The 12,512-nt window shown below is 46.6% G+C and carries 12 protein-coding genes; 4 read left to right on the forward strand and 8 right to left on the reverse strand.

The genetic code is table 11. From position 1 onward, the window contains the following. Positions 1 to 73 precede the first annotated feature (73 nt). The 3 genes from Q0502_RS14320 to Q0502_RS14330 form a co-directional block, all read right to left on the reverse strand. A complete protein-coding gene (locus Q0502_RS14320; protein ID WP_298652046.1) occupies positions 74 to 1,429 on the reverse strand; it encodes an alpha-amylase family glycosyl hydrolase in 1,356 nt (451 codons plus the stop codon). An 82-nt stretch (positions 1,430 to 1,511) separates the two neighbouring features. Then, positions 1,512 to 3,041, reverse strand: a complete 1,530-nt coding sequence (locus Q0502_RS14325; RefSeq protein ID WP_298652049.1) for an MFS transporter — start codon at positions 3,039 to 3,041, stop codon at positions 1,512 to 1,514. A gap of 234 nt (positions 3,042 to 3,275) precedes the next feature. After that, positions 3,276 to 4,286 (reverse strand): LacI family DNA-binding transcriptional regulator, encoded by a 1,011-nt coding sequence (locus Q0502_RS14330; protein WP_298652052.1) that lies wholly within the window; start codon positions 4,284 to 4,286, stop codon positions 3,276 to 3,278. 196 nt (positions 4,287 to 4,482) lie between these two features. Here Q0502_RS14330 and Q0502_RS14335 point away from each other — a divergent pair, with 196 nt between their 5' ends. Then, the gene (locus Q0502_RS14335; protein WP_298652055.1) at positions 4,483 to 5,748 is read left to right on the forward strand and encodes an arginine deiminase family protein; all 1,266 of its coding nucleotides are present in this window, start codon (positions 4,483 to 4,485) and stop codon (positions 5,746 to 5,748) included. Here the strand turns inward: Q0502_RS14335 and Q0502_RS14340 are convergent. The 5 genes from Q0502_RS14340 to Q0502_RS14360 form a co-directional block, all read right to left on the reverse strand. Next, a complete protein-coding gene (locus Q0502_RS14340) occupies positions 5,743 to 6,435 on the reverse strand; it encodes a YjjG family noncanonical pyrimidine nucleotidase (protein ID WP_298652057.1) in 693 nt (230 codons plus the stop codon). The two genes, Q0502_RS14335 and Q0502_RS14340, sit on opposite strands and share 6 nt — an antisense overlap. Positions 6,436 to 6,508: 73 nt before the next feature. Continuing rightward, entirely contained in the window at positions 6,509 to 7,363 is an 855-nt protein-coding gene (locus Q0502_RS14345; RefSeq protein WP_298652059.1) for a hypothetical protein, read from the reverse strand. 230 nt (positions 7,364 to 7,593) lie between these two features. Beyond that, positions 7,594 to 8,262: a 16S rRNA (cytidine(1402)-2'-O)-methyltransferase gene (gene rsmI, locus Q0502_RS14350; protein ID WP_298652075.1), complete on the reverse strand. Its 669-nt coding sequence runs from the start codon at positions 8,260 to 8,262 to the stop codon at positions 7,594 to 7,596. A gap of 17 nt (positions 8,263 to 8,279) precedes the next feature. Continuing rightward, the gene (locus Q0502_RS14355) at positions 8,280 to 9,149 is read right to left on the reverse strand and encodes a hypothetical protein (protein WP_298652062.1); all 870 of its coding nucleotides are present in this window, start codon (positions 9,147 to 9,149) and stop codon (positions 8,280 to 8,282) included. 82 nt (positions 9,150 to 9,231) lie between these two features. Beyond that, positions 9,232 to 10,656 carry an AAA family ATPase gene (locus Q0502_RS14360; protein WP_298652065.1) on the reverse strand — a complete coding sequence of 475 codons (1,425 nt, stop codon included), beginning with the start codon at positions 10,654 to 10,656 and terminating at the stop codon, positions 9,232 to 9,234. Between the two features lie 116 nt (positions 10,657 to 10,772). Between Q0502_RS14360 and Q0502_RS14365 the strand changes: the two genes are divergently transcribed. From Q0502_RS14365 to Q0502_RS14375, 3 genes are all read left to right on the forward strand, one after another. Continuing rightward, positions 10,773 to 11,477 (forward strand): hypothetical protein, encoded by a 705-nt coding sequence (locus Q0502_RS14365; protein ID WP_298652068.1) that lies wholly within the window; start codon positions 10,773 to 10,775, stop codon positions 11,475 to 11,477. Positions 11,478 to 11,497: 20 nt separating this feature from the next. Further along, positions 11,498 to 12,313: a DUF3822 family protein gene (locus tag Q0502_RS14370; protein WP_298652069.1), complete on the forward strand. Its 816-nt coding sequence runs from the start codon at positions 11,498 to 11,500 to the stop codon at positions 12,311 to 12,313. After that, on the forward strand, positions 12,304 to 12,512 hold a 209-nt coding region (locus Q0502_RS14375), incomplete at its 3' end, for an RsmD family RNA methyltransferase (protein ID WP_298652072.1). The genes Q0502_RS14370 and Q0502_RS14375, both read left to right, overlap by 10 nt.

The raw sequence follows: 12,512 nt of genomic DNA on the forward strand, positions 1-12,512 counted from the left end.
TTCCGCTGGATGACGACTATGAGCCCGACCTGACGGAAGAGCGCATCATCAACTGGGTGGAAACCCTGAAACCCTATTTCGAATAGATCCTGTATTCCCAGGGTTTCAGTTCCATTTCCTCCACAGGATACACTTCGGATGAATCCGGGAAAGAAGAAAATCCTTCACCCGGTATTTTCGCGTTAAATTTCACATTTACCGTTTCCCGGCTGAAATTGAAAACGCAGACCACTTCGTTTTCATTGTTCATGCGTCTGAATGCCCATACATTTTCAGGGCAGTCATTGGGTATCTCTGTCATTTCCCCGTCACGCTCCTGAGCCAATAACGCTTTGTTCCGTTTTTTAAATGTATTCAGTTTCGTATAGAGGTCACTGAATCCTTCTTTATCATCCCAATCGATAATATCCTTCTCAAAAAACGCCAGCCGGCGGTTCAATCCCGTTTCCTGTCCGCTATATATCAAAGGTATGCCCGGAAGCATATAGGTCAGCACCGCAAACGGTTTGGCCCCTTCCCCCATCCGTTCGAATTCCGTACCGCTCCATGAATTTTCATCGTGGTTAGAGGTAAAATACATCGGTATGGCATTGGAAGAAAAACGATTGTTCATCCTGTGCAGGGAAGAACGTAATGAATCGACATTCTCTTTCCCCTGGGCCACGTTGTTCATCTTATGATGGAAATCCCAGGCGTAATAGGCATCAAACACCGACTCGTTCAGTTCCGGTTTCTCCGCTTCGGCCAGCAGGAAGATATCCTGATTCAGCATAGTAAGTGAATCTTTTACCGCCTCCCAGAAATCGGTAGGAATTTCACCGGCCACATCACAACGGAATCCGTCGATACCGGTCTCCCGGATCCAGAATTTCATCGCTTCGATCATTGCTTCCCGCATCTCAGGGACAGAATAATCCAACTGCGCGATATCAGTCCAGTCGTACATAATATTCAGATTTCCCAGACTGTCTCTCACGTACCAATCGGGATGGGGCTCCACCCACACGGCATCGCGGGAGGTATGGTTGGCCACCCAGTCGAGGATCACCTTCATCCCCAGCTCCTGCGCCTGTTTCACTACTGCTTTAAAATCGGCCAGCGTTCCGAACTCATTGTTTACCTCAGTATAATCTCTGATGGAGTAATAACTGCCCAGCGTGCCTTTACGATCTTTTTCACCAATCGGTTGCACCGGCATAAACCAAAGAATGTCCGCTCCCAACTCCTTTAGTCTGGGCAGATGCTCCGAAAAAGCGTTGAATGTCCCTTCAGGCGTATATTGCCGCGTATTTACCTCATAGATTACCGCATCGTATACCCATTCCGGATGTGCATTTTTTACACCGTTTTCTTTCTCCTGACTCCTGTTTTGATTACCGCACGCCATTAACAGCGCCGGCAAAAGAAATAGTAGAAATATTTTTTTCATATAAGTTCTCATTTCAATTTGTCGAATCATCTCATTAGTCTCATTGGCACATTGGCGTATTAATCCCACACACCTTACTACCTTATCTCTTTCTAAGTCGGTAAATATCATCCTTATCCTGCACGAAAAAGACGGAGAAGGCTCCCATAATCAGGGAACAACCGGCAAGTACCATCGTCAGGATCACCTCTCCATGAAACAGGTCACGGGTAATAGACCCGAGGATACTGGCAGCCAGTATCTGGGGTATCACGATAAAAAAATTGAAGATTCCCATATAAGTACCCATCTTCCCGGCCGGCAGCGCACCGGTGAGGATCGCGTAAGGCATCGAGAGGATGCTGCCCCAGGCGAAACCCACCCCTATCATAGGAATAAGCAGCATACCCGGGTCTTTGATAAAATAAAGTGAGATAAAGGAAATTCCCCCATACGCCAGCGCTACCGCATGGGTCGATTTCCGGCCTATCTGCCGGGCAATCACGGGGAGAAGGAAGGCAGTTACAGCAGAAACGCCATTGTATACGGCGAACAACACGCCTACCCAGTTCGCTCCCTGATTGTACAATGCAGATGTGGAATCGGTAGTGCCGTACACATGTTGTGTAATGGCCGGCGTGGTATAAATCCACATGGCATAGAATGCCAGCCAGGAAAAGAACTGCACGACAGCCAGCTGTCCCATTGTCTTCGGCATATGCAACAGATCGTTCATGATCCCCACTAATCCTGTCGGTTCGTCCGACTTTCCCCTGATAAGCCCGGAGAGGATCAGGATAATGCCGAAAATGAGTAATAGCCCTCCCACAATAAAAAGCTGTTCATTTTGATTGCCCAGGTCGGTAAACATGATCAGCAAAATGGCAGCAAGGCCTATAACAGTCCATACGGCTCCGTTCTTTAAAAACTGGGACGGCGTTACCGGCGCTTTCACCAACGTTTTCACACCGGTGGTTCTTTCCTTCTCCTCCTCAAAGGCAACCAGTTCTTCGGGAGAGTACTCCTTCGATGTAAAAACGGTATAAAGTACTGAAGCAAGCAGTACTATTCCGCCTATGTAGAACGATAATTTTACCGACTGGGGAATTACTCCCTCTGGGGCTATGTTGGAAACACCGAACCAGTTGGTCAGCATATAAGGTAAAGCCGAAGCCACCACGGCGCCGGTACCGATAAAGAAACTCTGCATGGCGAAACCCATCGTCCGCTGCTCGGTGGGAAGATTATCGCCCACAAACGCCCTGAACGGCTCCATGGAGATATTGATGGAGGCATCCATGATCCATAACATTCCGGCAGCGATCCAGAGAGAGGGGGAGTTGGGCATAAAGAACAGCGCCAGTGTGGTAAAGAGGGCCCCTATCATAAAATAGGGGCGCCTGCGTCCGAAACGGTTCCAGGTCTTGTCACTCAAATGCCCGATAATGGGCTGCACAATCAATCCGGTGATGGGAGCGGCGATCCATAGAATGGGTATATCTTCCACCCTTGCACCGAGGGTCTCGAAAATGCGGCTCACGTTTGCATTCTGCAAGGCAAAACCGAATTGAATACCCAAAAAGCCGAAACTCATGTTCCAGATCTCCCAAAAAGATAAATGTTTTTTCTTCATGTTGTAGATTATCAATGATATAAATTTACTTCATATGACCCTATTTATTTTTAACACCAAGGTCGTATGGAACTTTTTCGTTACATTTTACCGGATTTATTAACTAAAACAAATATACAATCTTTTCCCGGCCCGAAAATATCTTTTTCCGTAAACTATCCGGTTTTTCCATGCAATCGTGTGCATTTGATTACCGAATTGTCGCCGAACAGCTATTGAATTACGACTGAATAATTATTTTCTGGTCGAACCCTTGATAACCAGTTCGGTCTTGATCAACCGGCTTACGATACCCGGCTTGGTCTCTTTCCCTTCAATACGGTTAATGAGCAGCCGTGCCGCTACTTTCCCCATTTCGAACCCACGCTGGTCTACCGTGGTCAGTGTCGGATCCGTTACCTCCGTGATGTAACTGTTGGTAAAACCGCACACCGATACATCCCCGGGTATCCTGAACCCTGCGGATTTCGCGATCTGCACACAATAGGCGGCTACCTCATCATTGACACAGAAAAATGCATCCGGAGGGGGATCGAGCTGCAACATGCCGGGTATTACCTCTTTTGCCAGCTTTATCGTATCGCATACCCTGTTCATCTCTTTTCCGATAGGGATCCTATGCTTCCGTAATGCGTCTTCATACCCCATACGCCGGTTATTGGCGATAGGCATCGATGGATGGGAGCCAAGGAATGCAATTCGTTCACATCCCGTCCCTATCAGATATTCCACGGCATTAAAGGCGCCCGCATAGTCGTCTACTACCACTTTATCGGTGTTGATACCCGTGCAGATCCGGTCAAAAAAAACAAGATGGATATTATTGTCAATGATCTCCTGAAAATGATCGTATCGGCGTGTCTCTTTCGACTGTGAAGCCAGAATTCCGCATACGCGTGCATCAAGCAAGGTTTCCACACTTTTCACTTCCCGCTCATAATCTTCCTGGGAATGGCAGAAGAGCAGTTTATAACCTTCGCTCTCTGCTTCCTGCTGAATACCTGAGAGTACAGTAGAAAAGAAATAGTGCACAATCTCCGGCACAATTACGCCGATGGTATTATTCCGGTTTGTACGGAGTTGAAGGGCCAGTACATTGGGTTTATATCTGTGTTCCTCCGCATATTTCTGTACAAGCCTTCTTGTATCCTCACTGATAGCAGGATGATCCTTCATTGCTCTCGAAACGGTGGATGGAGCAAGATTGAGTGCCTGGGCAATATCTTTCAGGGTAATTTGTCCCATATAAAATATATTTTCTTAAAGTTAGACTATTTTATACGATTTATTTATTTCATTTCAGTGTATGGAACTCACGATAATCAGGTAAGCTTATCCTTGGTTCATTTAGCTTAACGAAATAGTTTCTCAAAAATAGAGAAAAAATGGGAAGAAAGCAACAGATATTTTCTACTTTTGTCTCAATAATTAACTTACCCCTATGACCGAAAACAAGAAATGCACCTTACAGGTCCAGGCAGAGACCGGTAAACTGGAAGCCGTGCTGGTTCATTATCCCGGCGCCGAAGTGGAAAACATGACTCCCCGGCACGCACAGAGAGCCTTATACAGCGATATACTGAACCTTTCCATTGCCAGGAGGGAATACGACCAGCTACTGGCTGTGTTAAAAAAAACGTCGGATGTGTACGAGGTTTCGGATCTACTGACAAAGGTATTGGAACATGAGCATCTGAAGAGCGATCTGATCCGGAAGACATGTAGTACGGAACAGGCGACGGAATATATCGATTACCTGATGGACCTTCCCCCTTCCACCCTCGCAAAAGTGCTGATCGAAGGACTCCCCCTCAGGATCAATACGCTGACCGATTTCCTGCGTGAAGAGTATTACGCCCTGAAACCGCTCTACAACTATTATTTCACACGCGACCCCTCGGCCGTTATCGGGAACAATGCGCTGGTCTGCAAGATGGCCAATACAGTTCGTATACGGGAATCGCTGATCATGGACGCCATCTTCAGGAGCGATCTCTTTTTTAATGCCAATGTGGTGAACAGCTATGATCTGTCGCAAAACAACCCGCTGGTAAAGATAGAGGGCGGCGACATACTGGTTGTGAGAGACGACATTTTGCTGATCGGCAACGGCATGAGAACCAGCACCCAGGGAATAGACCTGTTGGTACGGGAGTTCTGCAAGACCGACGCGGGGAAAAAGCATGTCGTCGTCCAGCAACTACCGGAATCACCCGAATCGTTCATCCATCTCGATATGGTCTTCACTATGCTCGACGAAGACAAAGCAATGATCTATAAACCACTGATAATGAACAGCTCCCCCTATCAGACCGTACACATGCAGATCGATAATGGCAAGGTGACAAAGATCTCTCCGGCGAGCAGTATTTTGAACCTGTTACGAAAACTGGGAGTCGATCTGATGCCGATTGTATGTGGCGGCAAAGCCGATGATTGGGATCAGGAGCGGGAACAGTGGCATAGCGGCGCTAATTTCCTGGCTATTGCTCCCGGCAAAGTGATCTCTTATGCACGAAATATTCACACATTAGAAGAGCTGAACAAGAACGGGTTTGAAGTGATAAAAGCCGCCGATATCATCAGCGGTCAATGGGATATTGCTTCCGCAGGCAATTGTGTGATCACCCTCGAAGGGTCGGAACTTCCCCGCGGGGGTGGCGGCCCAAGATGCATGACAATGCCCCTGCGCCGTGCCGAATCATAGAATATCCTTTATTTCGGCCAGCGTCTGCACGGTATACGTAGGTTCAAAACCCACCGGAGCCAGGCTCCCGGGGTTGAACCATATCTGTGCGATACGGCTCTGATACGCTCCCACGATATCGGCATCCCAACTGTCACCGATCATCACGGTCTGGTCCCGCCGCGAATTGGTATTCTTCAATGCATAGGTAAATATATCGGGATGCGGTTTATTGATTTCCGCATCCTCGGAAAGGATAACTTTGTCGAAATAAGGCTTCAGTCCCGAGTTTTCGATCTTTTTGAACTGGACCTCCCTGAATCCGTTGGAAAGAATATGCATCCTGTATCTGGATTTCAGGTAGTCCAGCAGATCCAGCGTCCCATCGATCAGTCGTGTTTTGCGGGTGGTCCTTTCCAGAAAATCGGCGCTTAATCTCTTTGCATACTCAGGGTCATCGATCCCGAATGCTCTCACAGGCGTCAGAAAACGCTCTACGATGAGCGTTTCTTTAGTAATCTCCCCCTGCCTGTATAAATCCCAGAGATGATGATTGCCGGGCATATAAATGTTGTAGTATGCTTCAAACGTAGGATAGAATTTCCCATACCCGTAATCGCGGTAAATTTCCTCCAGGCACTCTTTTCCGTTTCTATGGATATCCCATAGGGTATCATCCAGATCAATAAAAAGATTCTTGTATTGCATCAGTAAAAAATCACGGAGTGGTTTCCGGCCACTCCGCAATGTTATTTTTCAGTTTATCGTGATCAATTCGTTATCAGTTCACTTCAATAATAAGATATTTGGTAAGGCTCCAGAAACGCTGTGTATCGGTGATCTGGAAAGTGAGTTTCCCGTCGCTACCCTTTACAAATTCATAAGTACCTTCGGGATGTGTAGACCATAACTTGCCTTTTGAGGCATACAACGGGATCTCCGTCACTTCGCGGATATCGATTTTCAGGAAGTAATCCTTATTGAACGTATCCTGCAGCACACGCGTCTGTTGCAGGAACCCACCCGAAAGTATCTTCTGGTCTTTCAGTTCAGTGGCCGTGCCAAAGACATAGTAAGCTGTATGCAATGATCTGTCCTGATCCCGGATAGTGGCTGACTGGTTTTCAGTTTCAACCGCCAGGGAGGCGATATCCTGCGAAAGTTGGGTGATCTGCTCATCTTTCTGCGCCAACTGGCTCTGTAATTCCACCAGGCGGGAGGCGCTCTCCTTCATTTCGTTATTCAGCCGGGTGATGGTATTTTTCAGCGATGTTATCTCCTTGTTGTTCCCGCTGTATTTCCTGTTCAGTTCATCCAACTGGGCCTTGTTTCGTTTCAGGATATCGTTGATCATCTTGAAATTCTCATTCACCCTGTCGCGGGTATCCTTGTTCATTTCACCTTCCTGTGCCGACTGGGTGGAAATATATTTTTCCGCCTCCCTGATCCTGGCAAAATTATCTTCCACCTCACTGATCACAGCCATCATCTCAGCCGCCTCGGCTTCGGTTCCGGCAGACTGCTGTAACAAAGAGTCACGTTGAGCCTGAAGCTCCTTATACTCTTTCGATTCCCTTACGTTTGTACATGAAACGATGAGTCCCATAACAAAAAACAATATTCCAATCTTTTTCATTTTTATAATCAATTTCTTAATACTTAAAGGTGTATGAAACCATGCGGGACCAAGACTACTAGAAATCAAGAACCAAGATAAATATATCAGTGAAGAAATTAAAATCAAAACGCAGAAACTGAGATGTCTTGATTCCTGGCTCTTTGTTCTTTCCTCTTGATTACCATGTCCGGTTTCGTACAATCATTTAATTAACGATTAACTCTCAAAATAGTTTGATTATCAAATTCTCATTTTCCCGCTACGACAATAACAAATTCCCCCTTCGGCTCATTTCCGGTAAAATGGGCGATCAATTCACCCAGAGTACCTCTCACCGTTTCCGCATAGACTTTCGATATCTCCCTCGATACCGAAGCCGCCCGGTCATCACCCAAATTCTCCGCAAGATGGGAAAGTGTTTTCACCACGCGGTACGGTGATTCATAGAAAATCATGGTCCGGTTCTCCTCCGCCAGTTGCTTCAACCGTGTCTGTCTCCCTTTCTTCTGCGGCAGAAAGCCTTCGAAACTAAAGCGCTCTGCAGGCAAACCCGATTCCACAAGGGCGGGCACAAACGCAGTCGCTCCGGGAAGACACTCCACATCCACCTCCTCCTGTACACAGGCCCGCACAAGCAGAAAACCGGGATCGGAAACGGACGGTGTGCCGGCATCCGATATTAATGCGATGTGATCTCCGGCTTTTATCCGCTCTACCACATGGGCTACTGTCCGGTGTTCATTGAATTTATGGTGGGATTGCATGCGCGTTTCTATGCCGAAATGTTTCAACAGGATACCGCTGGTACGCGTATCTTCCGCCAGGATCAGATCGCATTCTTTCAGTATCCTGATCGCTCTCAGGGTAATATCTTCCAGATTACCTATCGGTGTGGGCACCACGTATAGTTTCCCCATGCTCCCTGCCTTCCTGCTCACTCAAAACCCTTTTTGATGATCCGGAGAAACTCCTTTACCGTCTGATCTTCGAAATTCCAATCCCGCTCATCCTTCAAATAGATCTCAGCTTCTTCAAAGTTTCCCAATGCATTTAACCTGTCCATTACATTATTCATCTCAGAGCGGTTGTTATTGAACAGTTCCCTCTGGAACAAGAAACGGTCATTGAGGCTGATCCCCCTTTTCAGATCCAGTAACGCAGGCGGCGCCTGGATGATATCGTTCAAAGAGCGCATCACGGATTTTTCCTTTCCATTCTTTTCGGAGGGGTCCGGCCCTGTCCCGGCGGGAGGAGGAGGTACGGCTCCGGTGATCCGTGGATCCTTGTATTCGGGCAGGACTATTCTTTCAGTAAAGCTGACTCTTTCCTGTACTGGGAGAATATCATCCGTTTCCGCCGAAGGATACTCCGGGTGATTTGAATGTTCCGACTGCTCTGAATATTCCGGTTGATCCAAAAAATCCGGCTGTGCCGGCAATATACCCGGTTGATCCGCATGTGCCTCTGCAACCTCAGGTTTATCCCGGGGAGCCTGTTCCCGGTTTTCGGGGACTTCCTCTACCGCTTCTTTTTTCTTTTCATACGCCGGTTCCCGGACAGCATTGTTCCGTCCGTCCGATTCCGACAGAAACCTTACCAACCGCTCCATCTGCCTCTTCATCTCTCCGATCTGCATCAGTTCCAGTTCATGGAGCGACCGCGATATCTTCTCTAACCGGTCGAAAGAGGCGCTGAAAAACGAGAAAGGCAACGTATCGCTTTCCTTGACCGACAGGAGGCGTTCTTCCAATAATTTCAGATCACTCAAAAGTTGATCGATATATTCTTTTCTTTTTTCCGACATCTGATATCCTTATTACCGGGGATTTCATTACAGACTCACATTGAGCGGTATTCCCGGTATTTGCAACTTACAAAAGTAATCATTATTTGGAAAGCTCCACAAAATCATCGGGCAAATTCACAAGAAATAACTTCCGGGAACTACGGGTAATGGAAGTGTAAAGCCAACGGTAAAAGTTCTCACCCATATAGGATTTCTGGATATACCCCAGATCAAGGAACACATTCCTCCACTCCCCACCCTGCGCCTTATGGCAGGTAACAGCGTATCCGTACTTCACCTGCAATGCATTGAACCAGGGATTGGACTTCACTTTCATGTACCTCAACTGTTTCCGGGATATATCGGCATAATCTTCCATCACATTGGCAAAAAGACGCTCGTTTTGTTCGCGCGTAAGCCCGGGGACCTCGGTATACAGTACATCCAGAATGATTTTTGCCTCGAATTCAATCTCATAATCGCGATGATACAACAGCACATTGCAAAACCTGAAACCATACATTTCCTCCTCTCCCTTCACACGCCGGACTTCTACAAACTCTCCGTTAGCCAGAAAATCGATATCTTCGAAACCATCTACCCAGAAATAGCTGTTCTTGGTGATCATCAGCATATCCCCCGTGGAAATCTCCTCTTCCCGGTATAATACCCTGTTCCTGATCCCGTTATTATAGGCGTTCACCCGCTTATTGGAGCGGGAAATGACGATAGTCTCCTCCATCCCGTCCTTCCGGTAAGCATTGGAGATCTCATCGATCAATTCAGTTCCTGTGATCCGCATTACATCTGCAAAGCCATTCACTTTCAGTTTCGGATATTCATCCGTTTTTTGAAATCTTAACGCATTTCTCAGCGCCGTAGCATTATGCAGGATACCCGACTCCTCCTCCTGGCGTACGATCTGGGTCAAAGTCGCCTCTGCAACCTCCAGTGAGTAAGAACGCAGTATATCTTTGTCGAGCGCGGGGCTATGCTCCTGTTTCACCGGTGGTAACTGCGCGCTGTCGCCCATAAGCAATATCCTGCATCCTTCGGCCGAATAAACATATTCTATCAGGTCGTCCAGCAACCTCCCCGTTCCGAAAATGGAGAAATCGGACGATTCATTATGGATCATCGATGCCTCATCCACAATGAAGAGCGTATGCTTATGCAGGTTTTCGGAAAGGGAAAAATGGGGTGTCCCTTCGGCAAACTTCTGTTGACGGTATATCTTCTTATGAATGGTAAACGCTTGTTGGGCGGCGTAGCCCGAAAAAACCTTCGCCGCCCTTCCCGTAGGCGCCAATAAAACGGTTTTTTGCCTGAATTCGGTCATCGTTCTTACAAGACTCCCGATAAGGGAGGATTTTCCCGTGCCCGCATATCCTGTAAGCAAAAAGATATGGTCATCGATCCCTGAAAAAAGAAAACCGGCAATCTTTTCCAGGGCTTTCATCTGGTCGTCTGTGAAGTTAAACGGGAAATTTCCGCTGATTTTCTCAATAAAAAACCGATTTACCATTTTTTTTGGTATTTTTTCCCGTAAAAGTAGCACAATTATCATTCTTTTTCTAAATTTGTAGTCTAAAATCCGAAAGTCAAAATTTAAACAGTATAAATATTAAAAAGGAAAAGTCCATGAAAGTTATAATGAGAGTGCTTTTAGCAGTAGCCATTATTCTTTTGGCTTATGTTAGCTGGAGAAGTATCCAAGAAACCGAAGATTTTAATGCGGAGGTAGCAAAACGTGACCGGGCCGTTATCCAACGTTTGGTGGATATCCGTACGGCGCAAGTCGCTTTGCGTGCCCGGAGCGGTTCTTACACAGCCAGTTTTGACACACTGACCCATTTCGTAAAAGACGGAAGAATTGCTACAGTTGTAAAAGCAGGAGATCTCACCGAAGCTCAGTTGGAAGCGGGTATGACAGAAGTGAAAGCCATGCAGATAATTAATTCGGGCAACGAAAAAGCCATAAGGGATGCAGGTCTTTGGGATGAAGCAAAAAATGCTCCTCAATTAGTGAGAGACTCTATTTTCTCCCCTGCCGTGGAAGTCTTGTATCCGAATCGCCGCAATTTCAGCCCCGATTCTCTGGCATTCGTACCCTATGGGAACGGAGCTAAATTCGAGATGGCGGTCGACTCGCTGATCACCGCATCGGGTTATCCCATCCAGGTGTTTGAGGCAAAAACACACTACTCGGTCTATTTGGGAGATCTCAACAAAAAATTACTGGATCAGAAAATCCAGGAGGTGCTCGATCGTCCGGGTAACAAATATCCCGGATTGCAGGTGGGTTCACTTGAAGTGGCTAACAATAACGCCGGTAACTGGGAATAACGGCCTCCCGGCGTCAACGTATGTTTTTACCTGAAAATATCGATCTGGCATATTCGGAAAGATACAATTTATCCATTCGGCTGTCGCCGAATGGATTTTCTTTTTGTATTTATTGTCCGGGAGATCCAACTATTTTTCATTTTCAGGAAACCGCATTAGGAGGTAAACTTTCCTATATAGATAATATCAAAAAACTGATTTTCGACCTTGGCTTTTTTAGCCAGGCTTTTAATCAGGTAACCGTTACCATCGTTTCCCCTTTTTACACGCTGGTTCCCGAAGATTATTTTGAAAAGAAACGGATTGAAGAGATCTTCCGGTTCAATTTTCATGACACGAATGGAATTATTCTCACGGACAGTACTCCGGACAGTGAGCTCCGGACTCTTTTCAATGTCGATGAAGAGGTACATTCATTCCTTTCCCGGAATTTATGGAACCCGACATTCCATCATCACAGTTCCCGTCTTACCCATCTGTTCAAATCCCACAGGGGCAATGAAAATGGAAAATGCTGCTTCGCCGATTTTCACGACAAATATGTAACTACAGTCTCTTTTTCAGGCAACAAACTGATCTCTACCAATACGTTTCAGGCAACCGATCCTCACGACGCTACTTATTTTATCGCGAGTGTGTGGGAGAAACTCGCTTTCGACCAATCTACAGACAGGCTTTTTATTTCCGGTGATATCGATTCCCAAAGAGCAACAGTCGACCTGCTCAGAAAACTGATCCGGCGGGTGGAACAGGTGGCATTGAATCCGAAGGTGATGTTGACAGAAGGACAAAAGAGAACGCTCCCTACTGATATATTGGCTGACCTATGCGTATAATCGGAGGAAAATACAAGTCCAGAAGAATTCAGGTTCCACCAAATCTGAAAGCTCGTCCTACGACTGATTTTGCCAAAGAGGGGCTTTTTAATGTCCTCAATAATCTTTTGGACTGGGAAGAGACGGCTGCCCTGGATCTTTTTTCCGGAACGGGGAGTATAGCTTTTGAATTGATTTCGAGAGGATGCACGTATGTAGT

It is taken from the genome of uncultured Proteiniphilum sp. (genome assembly GCF_937873925.1).
Lineage (GTDB): Bacteria > Bacteroidota > Bacteroidia > Bacteroidales > Dysgonomonadaceae > Proteiniphilum.